Source organism: Streptomyces phaeochromogenes, assembly GCF_001418655.1.
Classification (GTDB): domain Bacteria; phylum Actinomycetota; class Actinomycetes; order Streptomycetales; family Streptomycetaceae; genus Streptomyces; species Streptomyces phaeochromogenes.
This window is the reverse complement of sequence record NZ_LIQZ01000062.1, coordinates 18,792-34,830: the sequence shown is the minus strand read 5'-3', so window position 1 is coordinate 34,830 and position 16,039 is coordinate 18,792. Positions and strand designations below refer to the sequence as shown.

Annotated in this window: 13 protein-coding genes and 1 tRNA gene; 4 read left to right on the top strand and 10 right to left on the bottom strand. The window is 68.3% G+C overall.

The window, feature by feature from the left end; translation table 11 throughout:
- The 4 genes from AOK17_RS08985 to AOK17_RS08970 all read right to left on the bottom strand — a co-directional run.
- On the bottom strand, positions 1-1,129 hold a 1,129-nt coding region (locus tag AOK17_RS08985; RefSeq protein ID WP_055611813.1), incomplete at its 3' end, for an OFA family MFS transporter.
- A 162-nt stretch (positions 1,130-1,291) separates the two neighbouring features.
- Positions 1,292-3,424, bottom strand: coding sequence for an acetate--CoA ligase family protein (locus AOK17_RS08980; RefSeq protein WP_055611817.1), 2,133 nt, complete (start codon positions 3,422-3,424; stop codon positions 1,292-1,294).
- 3 nt (positions 3,425-3,427) lie between these two features.
- The gene (gene frc, locus AOK17_RS08975; RefSeq protein WP_386676512.1) at positions 3,428-4,714 is read right to left on the bottom strand and encodes a formyl-CoA transferase; all 1,287 of its coding nucleotides are present in this window, start codon (positions 4,712-4,714) and stop codon (positions 3,428-3,430) included.
- 1 nt (position 4,715) lies between these two features.
- Positions 4,716-6,401 (bottom strand): thiamine pyrophosphate-binding protein, encoded by a 1,686-nt coding sequence (locus AOK17_RS08970; protein ID WP_055611812.1) that lies wholly within the window; start codon positions 6,399-6,401, stop codon positions 4,716-4,718.
- Between the two features lie 187 nt (positions 6,402-6,588).
- On the opposite strand from AOK17_RS08970, the gene sucC reads away from it, so the two are divergent.
- The 3 genes from sucC to AOK17_RS08955 all read left to right on the top strand — a co-directional run bounded on the left by sucC (position 6,589) and on the right by AOK17_RS08955 (position 10,417).
- Positions 6,589-7,719, top strand: coding sequence for an ADP-forming succinate--CoA ligase subunit beta (sucC, locus tag AOK17_RS08965; protein ID WP_055611811.1), 1,131 nt, complete (start codon positions 6,589-6,591; stop codon positions 7,717-7,719).
- Positions 7,720-7,730: 11 nt separating this feature from the next.
- A complete protein-coding gene (gene sucD / locus AOK17_RS08960; RefSeq protein ID WP_055611810.1) occupies positions 7,731-8,615 on the top strand; it encodes a succinate--CoA ligase subunit alpha in 885 nt (294 codons plus the stop codon).
- Between the two features lie 260 nt (positions 8,616-8,875).
- The gene (locus AOK17_RS08955) at positions 8,876-10,417 is read left to right on the top strand and encodes an aldehyde dehydrogenase family protein (protein WP_055611809.1); all 1,542 of its coding nucleotides are present in this window, start codon (positions 8,876-8,878) and stop codon (positions 10,415-10,417) included.
- 125 nt (positions 10,418-10,542) lie between these two features.
- Here the strand turns inward: AOK17_RS08955 and AOK17_RS08950 are convergent, their stop codons facing one another.
- Positions 10,543-11,919, bottom strand: a complete 1,377-nt coding sequence (locus AOK17_RS08950; protein ID WP_055611808.1) for a DUF2254 domain-containing protein — start codon at positions 11,917-11,919, stop codon at positions 10,543-10,545.
- Between the two features lie 141 nt (positions 11,920-12,060).
- On the opposite strand from AOK17_RS08950, the gene AOK17_RS08945 reads away from it, so the two are divergent.
- Positions 12,061-12,145, top strand: a tRNA-Leu gene (locus AOK17_RS08945).
- Positions 12,146-12,345: 200 nt separating this feature from the next.
- On the opposite strand, the gene AOK17_RS08940 is transcribed toward AOK17_RS08945, so the two are convergent.
- The 5 genes from AOK17_RS08940 to AOK17_RS08920 form a co-directional block, all read right to left on the bottom strand.
- Positions 12,346-13,026, bottom strand: a complete 681-nt coding sequence (locus AOK17_RS08940) for a hypothetical protein (protein ID WP_206190712.1) — start codon at positions 13,024-13,026, stop codon at positions 12,346-12,348.
- Between the two features lie 162 nt (positions 13,027-13,188).
- Positions 13,189-13,683, bottom strand: coding sequence for a DUF4333 domain-containing protein (locus AOK17_RS08935; protein ID WP_055611807.1), 495 nt, complete (start codon positions 13,681-13,683; stop codon positions 13,189-13,191).
- 172 nt (positions 13,684-13,855) lie between these two features.
- Positions 13,856-14,302: a peptidoglycan-binding domain-containing protein gene (locus tag AOK17_RS48175; protein WP_157881287.1), complete on the bottom strand. Its 447-nt coding sequence runs from the start codon at positions 14,300-14,302 to the stop codon at positions 13,856-13,858.
- A gap of 188 nt (positions 14,303-14,490) precedes the next feature.
- Positions 14,491-15,339: a hypothetical protein gene (locus AOK17_RS08925; RefSeq protein ID WP_055611805.1), complete on the bottom strand. Its 849-nt coding sequence runs from the start codon at positions 15,337-15,339 to the stop codon at positions 14,491-14,493.
- Positions 15,340-15,399: 60 nt separating this feature from the next.
- Positions 15,400-16,035 carry a hypothetical protein gene (locus AOK17_RS08920; protein WP_055611804.1) on the bottom strand — a complete coding sequence of 212 codons (636 nt, stop codon included), beginning with the start codon at positions 16,033-16,035 and terminating at the stop codon, positions 15,400-15,402.
- Positions 16,036-16,039 lie beyond the last annotated feature (4 nt).

The window sequence follows — 16,039 nt, the reverse complement described above, 5'->3', positions numbered from 1 at the left end:
TGGCCGCGAAGAGCGGGAAGATCGCGCCGCCGCCGAAGCCGGAGACCATCGAGCAGACCAGGAAGAACGGCATCGAGCCCATGTTCCCGGAGAAGAACACGCCGAACTGCGAGCAGCCGAGGACGACACAGACGATGACGAGTGTGTTCCGGCGGCCGTAGCGGTCCGAGATCCAGCCGATGACACCACGTCCGGTGCCGTTGACGATCGCCTTGAGTGACATCGCGGTGGCCACGATGCCGCCCGCGAACCCCATCTCCTTTCCGAACGGCACCTGCATGGCGATGCCGAAGATGTTGATACCGGCCGTGCACAACAGGCAGAACCACATCATCCACAGGACGGGTGTCCTGGCAGCCTCCCGCGGTGTGTACTGCTTGACCGCAGGCGGGTTCTTTGCCAGTGCCCGCACGACCCGCGGGTCGTCGGAGGTCTTCAGCGGGTCGACGTGCGCGGGCCACCAGTTCTTCGGCGGGTCCTTGAAGAACCAGCCGGCGACGGCGACGACCGTGCAGCAGATCACGCCGACCATGACCAGCACGGTCTCGTAGTTGGACAGGTCCATGTACGAGGTGAACAGGAACACGAAGGGCACGGAGCCGTAGGCGAAACCGCCGTTGACCATGCCGGTCTTGCCGCCCTTGCGCTCCGGATACCACTTGCCGACCATGTTCACGCAGGTCGCGTAGACGAGGCCGGCGCCGATGCCGCTGAACATGCCGAAGCCTATGTAGGCGACGATCACGTGCGGCGCGTACGCCAGAGAGATGTACCCCAGGATCGTGCCGAGTGCGCCGAGCATCATGGCGTACCGCGCGGGCAATTTTCCGCTTTCGCGCAGCTGGCCGGCCGGGAAGGCCACGGCTGCCTGGAAGAAGATCCAGACGCCCATCAGCCAGAAGATGTGCCCACTGTCCCAGAGGTGGGCCTCGTGCAGGGTGTCCTCGGCGGATGTGAACGCGTACTCCGAGGAGCTGATGCCCATCATGCCCATCCAGGGGAAGAGCACCATGGTCCAGCGTGGTCGCCCCATGATGTCCCGGTCGGTCTCACCGATCCGGTACAGGCGGCCGTTGCGGTCCGTCACCTCCCTGTAGGGGACGGGTGTCGTGAAGTCGGTGGTTGTCATGTCGCGTAGCACCCCTTGCGTCGAAAGATCTGGCCAGCGCCCCCTGTCCAATTCCTTTCGTGTGCGCACGGGTCCCGGGGCGGGCCGACGCGCACCGTCGGCCCGCCCCTTCACCGGGTCAAGTCATGAACCGCCCCCCAACAGCGCCCGCCGCGCGCCGCCTCACAGCAGCCCCGCAGCCCGCGCCCAGCGATACTTCGCGCCGAGGACGGCCACCGGCTTCTCGGTCGTGTACGGGTAGGCCACGACCCCGTGCTCGTAGAGGTACTGGCAGGCCTCCTCGACCTCGACGTCGCCCGCGAGCGATGCCACGACGGGCTTCTCGATCCCGCGCTCCCGGAATTCGGCCACCACGCGCGCGGTGAGCTCGGCGAAGACCATGGGAGGGGTCACGATGGTGTGCCAGTAGCCGAGGACGAGCGAGTGGATCCGCGGGTCCTCCAGGCCGAGCCGGATCGTCGCCTCGTACGTCGACGGCGGCTCGCCGCCCGTGATGTCCACGGGGTTGCCGGCCGCGCCGAAGGGCGGGATGAACTTCCGGAAGGACGCGTCCAGGTCCGGCGGGATCTCCATCAGGGAGAGGCCGTTGTCGGTCACCGCGTCGGACAGCAGGACGCCGCTGCCGCCCGCGCCCGTGATGATCACGATGTTGTCGCCCTGGGGAGTCGGCAGCACCGGCAACGCGCGCGCGTACTCCAGCATTTCGTTCAGACCGGGCGCCCTGATGACACCGGCCTGCTTCAGGATGTCCTCGTACACGGCGTCGTCGCCCGCGAGGGCACCCGTGTGCGAGCCCGCGGCCTTGGCGCCGGCCGCCGTACGGCCCGCCTTCAGGACCACCACCGGCTTCTTGGGGACGGTCGCCCGCGCGGCCTCCACGAAGGCGCGTCCGTCCTTGAGGTCCTCCAAGTGCATGGCGATGCACTTGGTGTTGGGGTCCTCGCCGAACCAGGTCAGCAGGTCGTCCTCGTCCAGGTCCGACTTGTTGCCGAGCCCCACGATCGCGGAAACACCTGTCTTCGTAGTGCGCGCGAAGCCCAGAATGGCCATCCCTATGCCACCGGACTGCGAGGTGAGCGCGACGCCGCCCTTGACGTCGTACGGCGTGCAGAACGTGGCGCACAGGTCCTGCCACGTCGAGTAGTAGCCGTAGATGTTCGGCCCGAGCAGCCGGACTCCGTAGCGCTCGCCGATGGCCACGATCTCGTCCTGCAGCGCGTGCTCACCGGTCTCCGCGAACCCCGAGGGGATCAGGACGGCATTGGGGATCCCCTTGCGTCCCACCTCCTCCAGGGCCGAGGCCACGAACTTGGCGGGAATAGCGAAGACCGCCACATCCACCTCACCGGGAACGTCCGTGACACTCTTGTACGCCTTGCGGCCCAGAATGTCATCGGCCTTGGGGTTCACCGGGTGGATCTCCCCGGAGAAGCCGCCGTCGATGAGGTTGCGCATGACCGAATTGCCGATCTTGCCCTGCTCGTTGGAGGCACCGATCACGGCCACCGACGACGGCTCCATCAGCCGGCGCATGGTGCTGAGGATCTCGTCGCGTGTGTACTTCCGTCGCGGCTTGGCCACTTCCTCGGCGAGGATGACCCGGATGTCCGCGGCCATCGCGCCCTCCGGGGTGGCGATCACCGGGTTCAGGTCCACCTCGGCGATCTCCGGGAAGTCCGCGACCAGTTCGGAGACCCGGCGGATCTGCTCGGCGATCGCCCACCGGTCCACCGCAGGAGCGCCCCGCACGCCGCGCAGGATCTCCGCGGCCCGGATCGAGTCCAGCATCGACAGCGCCTCGTCCGCACTCACGGGCGCCAGCCGGAAGGTGATGTCCTTGAGGACCTCGACCAGCACACCGCCTAGCCCGAAGGCCACGACCTTCCCGAACGTCGGATCGGTCACCGCGCCGACGATGACCTCCTGCCCCTTGGGGAGCAGTTCCTGGACCTGTACGCCCTCGATACGGGCCTGGGAATCGTACGCCCGGGCGTTCTCGATGATCTTGTGGAAGGCGGCGCGTACGTCCGTCGCGCCCTCCACTCCGACGATCACGCCGCCGGCGTCGGTCTTGTGGAGGATGTCCGGGGAGACGATCTTCATCACGACGGGCCCGCCGAAGCGCGCCGCGTAGGAGACCGCCTCGTCGACGTCGGTCGCCAGCTCCTCGCCGGGGACGGCGATCGCGTACGCGTCGGCGATCACCTTGCCCTCGGGCGCGGTCAGCGCGCTCCGCCCCTCGGCCCGCACGGCTTCGAGGAGCGTACGCACCCTCAGCACGCGGTCTTCGGCCATCAATCAGATCACTCCGTTCGACTTGAGCAGGCGCAGCTCCTCGTCGCCGAGACCGAGCTCGCCGACGTACACCTCTTCGTTGTGCTCGCCCAGCAGCGGCGAACTGGTCACGTCCACGGGGGAGTCGGAGAGCTTCAGCGGACTGCCCACGGTCACGAAGTCGCCCCGCTCGGGGTGCGGCACCGTCACGACCATCTCGTTGGCCACCAGCGACTCGTCCTCGATGATCTCCTTGGTGGAGAGGATCGGGCCGCAGGGGATGTTGTGGGCGTTGAGCTGCTCGAGCACCTGCCACTTGGGGAGCGTGGACGACCACTCCTCGATGAGCTGGAACATCTTGGTGAGCTGGGGGAGCCGGGCTTCCGGGGTCGCCCACTCGGGGGCGTCCGCGAGCTCGGGGCGCCCGATGAGCTCGGTGATGGGCTTCCAGCCGACGGGCTGCACGATGACGTACACGTAGTCGTTCGGGCCGCCCGGCGCGCACTTGACGGCCCACCCGGGCTGGCCTCCGCCGGACGCGTTGCCCGACCTGGGAACCTCGTCGCCGAAGTCGTCGTTGGGATATTCAGCCAGCGGTCCATGCCCGAGGCGCTGCTGGTCCCGCAGTTTCACCCGGCACAGATTCAGCACGGCGTGCTGCATCGCCACGTTCACGCGCTGCCCGCGCCCCGTGTTCTCCCGCTGGAACAGGGCGGCGAGGATCGCCGCCACCGCGTGGATGCCCGTGCCCGAGTCACCGATCTGGGCTCCCGTCGCCAGCGGCGGCCCGTCCTCGAACCCGGTGGTCGACATCGACCCGCCCATGGCCTGAGCGACGACCTCGTACGCCTTGAAGTTGGTGTACGGGCCGTCCCCGAACCCCTTGATGGAGGCATAGACGATCCGCGGATTGATCTCCTGGATGCGGTCCCAGGTGAAGCCCATGCGGTCGACCGCGCCCGGTCCGAAGTTCTCGACCATGACGTCGGAGCGCCGGATCAGCTCGGTGAGGATCTCCTTGCCGCGCTCGGTCTTGGTGTTGAGGGTGATGCTCCGCTTGTTGCAGTTGAGCATCGTGAAGTAGAGGGAGTCGACGTCCGGCAGGTCACGCAGCTGCTTGCGCGTGATGTCCCCGGTCGGCGCCTCCAGCTTGACGACGTCCGCGCCGAGCCAGGCGAGCAGCTGGGTGGCGGAGGGACCGGACTGGACATGCGTCATGTCGAGGACGCGGATGCCTTCGAGGGCCTTGGTCGAGGTCGCCGGCGTCGCTGCCGTGGCTGACGCCGCAGTCGTTGCTGTCAACGGTTCCACCTCACTTGTACATCGTCTGGTTCATGGTTCCGGGGGCGTACGCGTCCGGGTCGACCCAGACGTTGATCAGTGACGGCTTGCCCGACTCGCGGGCGCGCTGGAGAGCCGGGGCGATGTCGGCGGGGTCGCGGACCTCTTCGCCGTAACCGCCCAGCATCTGGGCGAACTTGTCGTAGTGGACGTCGCCGAGGGTGTTGCCGACCCGCTCGCGCTCCAGGCCGTACTTGGCGGCCTGGCCGTAACGGATCTGGTTCATGGAGGAGTTGTTGCCGACGATGCCGACGAACGGGAGGTTGTAGCGGACGAGGGTCTCGAAGTCCCAGCCGGTGAGCGAGAACGCGCCGTCTCCGAAGAGGGCGACGACCTCCTTGTCGGGCCGTGCCTTCTTGGCGGCGAGCACGAAGGGGACGCCGACGCCGAGCGTGCCGAGCGGCCCCGGGTCCATCCAGTGCCCGGGCGACTTGGGCTGCACGACCTGACCGGAGAAGGTGACGATGTCGCCGCCGTCGCCGATGTAGATGGAGTCCTCGGTGAGGAAGTCGTTGATCTCGCTGACCAGGCGGTACGGATGGATCGGCGAGGCGTCCGACTTCAGGTTCGGCAGCCGCTTCTCGATGGCGGTCTGCTCGGCGGCGCGCAGCTCGTCGAGCCACTCCTTGCGCTTCGACGCGCCCCCGTTGATGCGCCCGGAAGCGGCCTCGGTGACCGACTTCAGGACCAGACCCGCGTCACCGACGATCCCGAGGTCGATGTCCCGGTTCTTGCCGACGGTCCGGTAGTCGAGGTCGATCTGTACGACGGTCGCGTCCTGCGACAGCCGCTTCCCGTAGCCCATGCGGAAGTCGAAGGGGGTACCGACGATGACGATGACGTCGGCGTTGGAGAAGGCGTACCGCCGCGACAGCTGGAAGTGGTGCGGGTCCCCGGGCGGCAGCGTGCCGCGCCCGGCGCCGTTCATGTACGCGGGGATGTTGAGAGCGCGTACGAGTTCGATGGCGGATTCGGTGCCGCGGGTCGTCCACACCTGGCTACCCAGCAGGATTGCGGGCTTCTCGGCGTGCACGAGCAGGTCGGCGAGCTTCTCGATGGCCTCGGGGTCACCGGCCGAGCGGGTCGAGGCCCGGTAGTGGCCGGCGGCGGGGATCCGAGCCTTCTCGACCGGCACCTTGGCGTCGAGGACATCGCGCGGGATCTCCAGGAAGGACGGGCCGGGCGCTCCGTGATAGCACTCGCGGAACGCCATCGACACCATGTCGGCGGCTCGCGCTGTGTCCGGCACGGTCGCCGCGAACTTGGTGATCGGCGTCATCATGTCGACGTGCGGCAGGTCCTGCAGGGACCCCATCTTGTGCTGGGTGTGGGCCCCCTGGCCGCCGATCAGCAGCATCGGGGACTCCGCGCGGAAGGCGTTGGCTACCCCCGTCACGGCGTCGGTCGTGCCGGGCCCCGCGGTGACGACGGCGCAGCCGGGCTTGCCGGTGATGCGCGCGTAGCCGTCGGCGGCGTGGGCGGCGACCTGTTCATGACGTACGTCGACGACCTCGATGCCTTCGTCGACGCAGCCGTCGTAGATGTCGATGATGTGGCCGCCGCAGAGCGTGTAGATGACCTCCACACCCTCCGCTTTGAGTGCCTTGGCGACCAGGTGCCCACCGGAGATGAGGTTCTGGCTGTTGTCGTCGGGCATGGCGAAGTCCTGTCCCTTCGTAGGGGATTGGGCGCGCGGAAGTGCAGCTCAGACGTGGTGCGCGCACTGTTCGTGGATGCCGTCGCGGTACATTGCATACAGTTGACGAATACTGTATGAAGCTTGTTATCCCGCATCCAGTGGGTGGTGTCCAGGGGGCGTGCGGCACTTTTAAGAGGGAGCCGAGATGGACCTGTTCGAGCACCAGGCAAGGGAACTCTTCGAGGAACACGGCATTTTGGTGCCGAGGGCGGAGGTCACGGACTCGCCCAAGGAAGCACGCGAGATCGCCCGCAGGCTCGGTGGCCGCGTCGTCGTCAAGGCACAGGTGAAGACCGGCGGACGCGGCAAGGCGGGCGGCGTGAAACTCGCCGCGGACCCCGCCGCCACCGAACTGACGGCACGCCAGATCCTCGGTATGGACATCAAGGGCCACACCGTCGGCAAGGTGATGCTGGCCCAACCGGTCTACATCGAGAGCGAGTTCTACGTCAGTTACGTACTCGACCGAGCCGCCGGCCGGTTCCTCGCCATCGCCTCGGCCGAGGGCGGCATGGACATCGAGGAGGTCGCCGCCACCCGGCCGGACGCCGTGGCGCGCGTCCACATCGACCCCGCCGAGGGCGTCACCTCGGCGAAGGCGGCCGAGATCGCCGATGCCGCGGGCCTGCCCGCGCAGACCGTCGACGTCCTGGTCAGGCTCTGGGACGTACTGATCCGCGAGGACGCCGTACTCGTCGAGGTGAACCCCCTCGTCCGTACCGCCCAGGGGCAGATCCTCGCCCTCGACGGCAAGGTCACCCTCGACGACAACGCCCGCTTCCGGCAGGCGCGTTGGGGCGACCAGGAGTCCACGCACGACGATCCGCTGGAGGCTGCCGCCGCCGCCAAGAACCTCAACTACGTGAAGCTGGACGGCGAGGTCGGCATCATCGGCAACGGCGCCGGGCTCGTCATGTCGACCCTCGACGTGGTCGCGGGCTGCGGCGCACGCCCCGCCAACTTCCTCGACATCGGCGGCGGAGCCTCCGCCCAGATCATGGCCGACGGCCTCTCCGTCATCCTCTCCGACCCGGCGGTGAAGTCCGTCTTCGTCAATGTCTTCGGCGGCATCACCGCCTGCGACGCGGTCGCCGACGGCATCGTGCAGGCCCTGGAATCCGTCCACTTGACCAAGCCGCTGGTCGTCCGCCTCGACGGGAACAACGCCGTACGAGGCCGCGCGATCCTCGACGACCGCGCACACCCCCTGGTCCAGCAGTCCACCACCATGGACGGCGCCGCGCGCCGTGCCGCCCAACTCGCCAACGCCAGCTGAAGGAGCGGGACATGGCCATCTACCTCACCAAGGAGAGCAAGGTCCTCGTCCAGGGCATGACCGGCGGCGAGGGCATGAAGCACACCCGGCGCATGCTCGCGGCCGGCACCGATGTCGTCGGCGGCGTCAACCCGCGCAAGGCCGGGCAGAGCGTCGACTTCGACGACCGTGCCGTGCCCGTCTTCGGCTCCGTGCGAGAAGGCATCGAGGCCACCGGAGCCGACGTCAGCGTCGTATTCGTGCCACCCGCCTTCTCCAAGGCGGCAGTTGTGGAAGCCGCCGACGCCGGCATCGAACTCGCCGTCGTCATCACCGAAGGCATCCCGGTCCATGACTCGGTCGCCTTCACCGCGTACGCGAGGGCCAAGGGCACCCGGATCATCGGCCCCAACTGCCCCGGCCTGATCACCCCCGGCCAGTCCAACGCCGGCATCATCCCGGCCGACATCACCAAGTCCGGCCGCATCGGCCTCGTCTCCAAGTCGGGCACGCTCACCTACCAACTCATGTACGAGCTCCGCGACATCGGCTTCTCGACCTGTGTCGGCATCGGCGGCGACCCCGTCGTCGGCACCACCCACATCGACTGTCTGGCCGCCTTCCAGGACGACCCCGACACCGAACTCATCGTCCTCATCGGGGAGATCGGCGGTGACGCCGAGGAACGCGCGGCCGCGTACGTCCGCGACCACGTCACCAAACCCGTCATCGGCTACATCGCCGGATTCACCGCACCCGAGGGCAAGACGATGGGCCACGCGGGCGCGATCGTCTCCGGCTCGTCCGGCACGGCCCAGGCGAAGAAGGAAGCCCTGGAAGCGGCCGGGGTCCGCGTGGGAGACACCCCGACCGAGACGGCCCGACTGGTCCTCGCCGCACTGGACGAGTCAGGCTGAAGGAGCGTGATGTCACTCATAGTTGACGAGACATCACTTTCCGAGGTCGAGATGGATCGCTAGCGTCCTTCGCACGACGCCTCCGTACGCGAGTACTCCGAAGTGCTCGGAGTGCTCGGAGTGCTCGGAGTGCTCGGAGTGCTCCGAGCGCTCCGAGCGCGCCAAGCACTCCGAGTACGCCAAGTGCGCCCAGTACTCCCGTACGGGAGGCGAGCCATGCACTACCGCCCCCGACTGTGCACCGAGAGCGGAGCAACCGAATGGCACCCACCCTCACCCTCAAGTCCCACACCTCCTGGACCGACGCCTGGCAACGCTGCCTCACCGTGGCGCCGGAAGCCTTCCGGGACGACCGTGTCCTCAACCTCTGGGGCGCGGCCTGGCAGGCGGACGGCAGGGCGCTGCCCGCCACCAGCCCCGTGGACGGCAGCCCCATCGCGGGTCCGCCGCGCCTCGACGGCCTGACGGCCCACCAGGCCGTACGCGCCTCACTCGACCACCACCGCGCCTGGCGGCACGTTCCCCTGGACGAACGCCGGGCCCGCGTCGCGGCCACGCTCGACGCGCTCACCGAACACCGCGAACTGCTCGCCCTCCTCCTCGTCTGGGAGATCGGCAAGCCCTGGCGCCTCGCGCAGGCCGACGTCGACCGGGCCATCGACGGCGTGCGCTGGTACGTCGACGGAATCGAGCCCATGGTCGAGGGCCGGACCCCGCTCGACGGGCCCGTGTCCAACATCGCGAGCTGGAACTACCCGATGAGCGTGCTCGTTCACGCAATGCTGATACAGGCATTGGCAGGCAACGCGGTCATCGCCAAGACCCCGACCGACGGCGGCGTCGCGTGTCTCACCCTGGCCTGCGCACTCGCGGCACGCGAGGGGATTCCCGTCACCCTCGTCAGCGGCAGCGGGCGCGAGCTGTCGGAGGCGCTCGTGCGCGCGCCCGAGATCGGCTGCGTCTCCTTCGTCGGCGGCCGGGACACGGGCGCCGCGGTGGCCACGGCCGTCGCCGACCTCGGCAAACGACACGTACTGGAACAGGAGGGTCTGAACACCTGGGGCATCTGGAACCACACGGACTGGGACACACTGACCGCGGTCATCCCCAAGCTCTTCGACTACGGCAAGCAGCGCTGCACCGCCTACCCGCGCTTCGTCGTCCAGCGTGAGCTGTTCGACGACTTCCTGGCGGCGTACCTGCCGGCGGTCCGTACGCTGCGAGTCGGCCACCCGCTGGCGGTCGAGCACCCGGACGACCCGTATCCGCAGCTGGACTTCGGGCCTGTGATCAACGCGGCCAAGGCGAAGGACCTCCACGACCAGGTCGCCGAGGCGATCGACCGGGGCGCCGTCCCGCTGCACCGCGGCCGGCTCGCCGACGCGCGCTTCCTGCCCGGCCAGGACACGGCGGCGTACGTCCAACCGGTCACGCTCCTCAACCCGCCCCCGTCCTCGCCCCTCCACCACGCGGAACCCTTCGGCCCGGTCGACACCATCGTCCTGGTCGACACCGAGGCGGAGCTGCTCGCCGCCATGAACGCGTCGAACGGAGCGCTCGTCGCGACCCTGTCGACGGACGACGAGGCCACCTACGACCGACTGGCCCCGCAGATCCGCGCGTTCAAGGTCGGCCACGGCAAGCCCCGTTCACGTGGCGACCGCGACGAGCTCTTCGGCGGCTTCGGCGCGTCCTGGCGGGGCGCGTTCGTGGGCGGCGAACTGCTGATCCGCGCGGTGACGCGAGGACCGGCGGGGGAGCGGTTGCCGGGCAACTTCCCGGAGTACCACCTCATGCCGTGACCGCCGGTGGGCGGCGCCGTGCGGGGCGCCGCCCACCGGTTTCGGGGAGCGTCGGCGGTTGCGTCTTGGTGCTGGGTGACCGTCGGCGGCCCGACTGTCCGGCCGGGGGAAAGGTGGTGTCGCGCCTAGCCGATGCCCTGCCGGTCCGGGTGGAGGGCGAAGGCGCGGTCCGCGGCTTCCGGCACGGTCCGTTCCACGGCCTGGGTCAGCAGCGTGCGATGGCGGACCAGCGGCGCCCGACGGTCCTCGGGAACGGCACCGAGAAGATCGTCGAGCCCGGCCAGCAGACGGCGGGTGACCTGAGGGCTGGACACCGCGCACCCTCGGATCTCAGTGAAGGCGAGGTCGACCAACTCGGTCCAGTCCGGCACGGGTTGCACCAGTCGTACGGTGCCTTGCCTGTCCCGGTGCAACAGGGCCCCGAGCGGGCGTTGCGCCACCGAGGACAGGAACTGCACGATCCGGTCCACGGCCTGAACCGCCGTGGTGGGGTCGTTCACGGCAGACGACAGGGCGCGCAACGCGATGTCCGACAACTGCCGCAGCCCGAACCCCAGATCCTGATGGAACGTCCGCTCGGCACCCACGGACACCTGAAAACTCAGCGCCCGCAGCCCCTTCGTGGCGGGACCCCCATGAACGGCGAACACCGGCGTACCCGGCACGACGAAGTCCCCGATCCGCGGGACGAGCCGCAGCACGACACCGTTCTGCCGCGCCATCCGGACGAGGTGCGCGATGTCGACGTCCCGCAGTACGCCCGCGCGGCCGTGATGGGCGATGCGGGCGGTCTCGGGGCCGAGGTCGGGGTGTGAGGCGGTACTGGTATCGGCTCCGGTACCGATACCGGCGGGCCTCTCCACGGAGACGTCGAGGGGCATGTTCGCGACGACCCGCAACGCCTCCCTGGTGATCAGGTCGACGACGTGCGCGACGCGCATCAGCCGCAGCGTCGAGTTCACATACATCACGAACAGGACGACGCTCAGCCCCACCAGGATCAGCGTGAGGACGGACTGGACGAGCGGGATCGAGGCCACCAGCGCGGGATCACGCTGACTGTCGTACGAGGTGAGGACGAGCAGGGACTGGACGAAGGTGGCCAGAAACACCGCGAAGGTGGCCTTGGTGATCCGGCTCCGCACGAAGATCCGTACGACGCGGGGGCTGAACTGCCCGGCGGCCATCTGTACGGCGACCAGCGAGATGCTGAAGACGACGCCGATGAAGGTCATCATGGCCGCGCTGATCGTGGTGACCACGGTCTTCGCGTCCTCTGCGATCCCCAGCAGATCGCTGACGGCGTCCTCGTCGCCCGCGTCGCGCAGCGCGGTCAGGATCGCGTCGTCGGCCGCCGTCGCCGCGGACCACACCACGAACACCAGGAACAGAGCGGCGGTCGGAGCGAACCAGAACGTGTCCCGCAGATGCTCCCGCAACGGCGACAGGGCGCGGTGCCGCCGTCTCCGCGGCAGCCCGTCCGTAGTCTTCCAGTCACCCATGGTGAGACTGTAGGCGCACCCTCCGCACCTGTCGGGAACCCCCGCCGGGGCGAGGAAACGCAGGTGAAAGCCACTCCGAAAGCTTGGTATTGTTGTCCATGTCGCCACGGGGAACACCCCCGTCCAGGCGGCAGACACCTAGTCCGGGTGGCGGAATGGCAGACGCGCTAGCTTGAGGTGCTAGTGCCCTTTATCGGGCGTGGGGGTTCAAGTCCCCCCTCGGACACAATCTTTACGCACACGGATGGTGCTGGCCGGTTTCGGCCAGCACCATCCGTGTGTTTGCTTCGCGGGGTCGGCTTGGCGGAGGACTTGATGGTCTGGCGCGCGGCGGACGCACGCAGGCCGGATGCGGTGTGTGTCTGTTCCGTTTCAGTGAGCGACCGTCCTTCGGCGAGGGACGGGACCTGCGGCGCGGCCGACCGGTTACTTCTTCCTCGCGTCCCACGAGCCGGCGGCGAAGGTGTGCAGCAGGACGATCAGGGTGGCCCCAAGCCGCCAGTCCAATCCCGGCGCGTGCAAATGCAGCTTGTCGCCGCCGGATCTGAACTCCAGCGGGATCTGCCCACCCGCGCGCCACCTGATGCGCCGGGGGCCGCGTGCGACGCCACCCTCATTGCCGGGGACACTGTCGAAAATGCTGAACACGAGGATCAGCAGCTGCATGGGAAACGACAGCCACCACATGAACCACCAGAAGATCCGGCCCTTGAAGCCCACAGCCTCAGGGCCGCCGGGCTGAGTCACGGTCCAGCGGGTGCGCAGGCCCCTGCCGCGGAGCGCCTTCTCGCGCACGAGCGTGCCGATGAGCTCGCCGCGCGCTCCGAGCGCCTGAAACGTCGCGACACCGCCGGTGGCTGACAGGGTCACCAGGGTGGCCACCCGCTCCCGGCGGTGCTCGTCGGCCCACAGGACGAAGGAGCGAGCGCCGCTGCTGCGGGCCGCGAGGTATGCGGGTGTGCCGCCCGGCGGCAGCTCGCGCTCCACATACGCGACCACCCGGGACGGTCCCGATCCGTCGGAGAAGTCGACCCGGTCCTTGACCGGCGCCGGAGCGCCGTCGTGGACTCTTTCCCGGGAGGCTCGCATGGTCAGTACATTGCTCACCCGACAAGCTCCTTCGTGCTTGGGCAGATGGGGCGCCAGCAGCGCCCGTTCAACATCCGTCTGACAACTTCGCACGGGCTGACTCCGGACCAGGCCGAACTGGCCGGCAACCTATTGGACCTGGGTCTTTCGTTTTCCGAGCGGCGCGTGCGGGTTCTGTGTTCACTCGGCGCTTTCGTCGACCTTGAAGTTGTAGTTGACCTGTTTGCCGTTGACCGAGGTGGCGGTGACGGTGACCCCGAGGGTGTCGCTGCCGGCAGTGAGCTCGCAGCGGATCGTGGCGCCGACCCGGGCGGGGAGATGTTCAGGGCAGGTGACCCTGTCGGGACGCTTGCCGGTGTCCGCGGCGAGCTTGTCGGAGATCGTCTGCGCGACTCGGGCCTTGTGGACGGCCCCGCCCTCGTTGACGCCCGTGTTCTCGGGCTCCGAGGGATCGTCACCGACCGGCTGCTCCTCGGCCGACGGCTGTTCCTCGGCCGACGGCTGTTCCTCGGCCGTCGGGCGCTCCTCGACGGCTGCTGCGCTCTCACTGGCCGTCGCCTCACTCTTCTTCTCCGCGTCGCCGATGCTGAAGGAGCATCCAGTGACGAGAAGCACCGTCAGTGCGCCCAGCGCCGCCGCGGTCGAAATCCTCTTGTTGCGCCCCGTGTTCTGCATTCCGTCCCCGTGTTTGTAGGTGATGAGACAAAGATTCAGGACTGCATATTCGACTGAATCGGTTCTGCGTACCAAGGAGGTGCGGTCGCCCTTGATGCGGCGAACGCACCTCCCGTTACGCCGAAGTTCCCGCGACTTGTCGCCGGCATCCCGGCGGTGGATCAGCTGTTGGTCAGTTGCAGCTGATCCTCGCCCCGGTTTCCACGCTGTAGTTGGCCCACGACATCGCATCCCGCGTATTGGGTCCGTAGTCGCCGTCCGCCGCGACGCCCACCTTCTTCTGAACGGAGATGAGCGCCGACTCGGTGAGGGCTCCGAAGACCCCATCCGTTTCCAGCTTGTACCCGTAGCAGGAATTCAGGTTCTTCTGAAGGGCGCGGACTGCCGTGTTGCTCATCCCCCGGTCCAGCCAGCAATCGGACCAATCGCCGGTGACGTAGGGGATGTACTTGTAGGAGGTGGGGTTTGTGACTTTGTTGTAGACATAACTCCCGTGGCTGCAAGGGGAGGTGGCTGCGGACGCGGACGGCGCGCCGGCGAGAGCGCCGCCGAGGAGTCCGGCCAGAAGGGCCCCAGTGGCCATTGCCGACTTGGCCCGCCCGCTTCGGATTTTGATCAACTTTGCTCCACCTTTCGATTTTCGGACCGATTGCCCGAGTTCCTACAGGACAGAAATGCGGGATTGGCCCTGCCAATGCCGACTCCCCGGGCGCATGTAGTTCAGGGCGGCCGGGGAGCAACTCCCCGGCCTCCAGCAGGAGATCCTCCAGCCCGCGCCGGTTGAGCCAGCCGGCGCCCCGTCCGCGCTCAGCCCGCTCTGTCGCTGGTGACCTCGACGGCGGTGCCGAGGTTCGGCGCCGCGCTTCTGGCGAGTTCGACGGCGCGGTCCCGATCCACGCCCTCCGCCACGACGATGCTTACCGCCGATCCGGACACGGCATCGCGTCGCAGGCCCGCGCCGACGACCGGGTACTGGGCGAGCACCGCTTCGTACGCGGCGATTGCCTCGGCAGGGAAACCGTCGTTGAAGTCGCTCTCCACGAAGAGCCCCGGCCCTCTGACCCTCAGGACCATCACTCCAGCGAGTGGCCGGTGGCGGTCGCCCTTGGCGTACATGTCCTTGAACACCGCCAATGCGTCGGCGGCATCGACCGCGGTGACTTCGATCCGCCAGCGGTCGGTTGCTTCTTTCCAGGGCTCGTCATTGATGTCGGCGGCTGACACCCGGTCGTCGGCCGTCAGTGACCGCCACAGCGCCAGGACCTCTCCGGTGCGCCTCTCGTCCGCGACAACGGTGAAGGTGATTCCGTCCGCCGCGATCCGACCGCTGATCTTGGCGTGACGGGCGACGTACTCCCTCATCTCGCCCACCAGTTGGGTCACGCGGTCGGCCGAAGTGCCGTCCTTGAGGATCAGCGTGCCGGTCGACGATCCCTTGAAGGGCAGCGTGTTGTTCTTCGTGGTGTGGATTTTCGCCACGTCCGGCGTACCGGCCCAGTTCTCTTCGAAATCCGAGGCGAGTGCCGTGCCCTTGTCGATGGCGCAGCCGGTCAGCGAGGGCAGGCTCAGCACGAACGCGATGATCAGTACCGGCCACCGCAGGGCGCTTCTTCTCAGTGTCGTCTCCTTGTCGTCTCCTTGAGAGCGGGCGAGCACGCCCAGGGCCGATCAGCCCCGGAAGGGGTGGCCGCCCTTGACGAAAACCGTCCAGGACAGTCAGTTCCTGAAGTCCGGCCTCGGCCGGCCGTTGTGGCGCAGCCGGAGCCGACGCCGGGGGTGCGAGCGCAGCACCGGATGGAGGTTCCAGCCCCGCTCCGAGGCGGCGCGCAGGACGTAACCGGCGCCGGCGCCCCGGAAGTAGTGCGCTCCGAGTTCCAGGTCGCGGTGGTACTCGCGACGGTGCCGGGAGGTCTCCACGCGCCGGGTCTGCTTCTCGACGCGCCGGTCCACTCGCGCCCGGTAGTACGCCGTGTCGCCCTCCCGTACCAGCGCCACCGCGGTCACGCACCAGAGCGGGAGGAACGGCACCCGGCCCAGCGTGGCGTCCAGCATCCGTATCGCACCGTTCTCGGCACGCGGCACCATGTAGACGATCAGCTCGGCCACCGGCGCCACGCAGTAGAAGCAGGCGGCGAGGAAGACCCACACCACCCACCACAGCGGCAGGAACACCAGGGTCAGGGGGAGAAGCAGCAGCCAGCGCAGCGCGGCCGGACGGACGGGAAGCGGTCCCCAGGCGGGGTCGTCGTAGTCATGCACGGATGGTGTCTTTTCCTCGCCGTTGACGCCGTTGACGCCGTTGACGCCGTTGTTGCGTGCCGGGCCCTCGCAGCCGTCGGGGTCGTACCGCATGGTG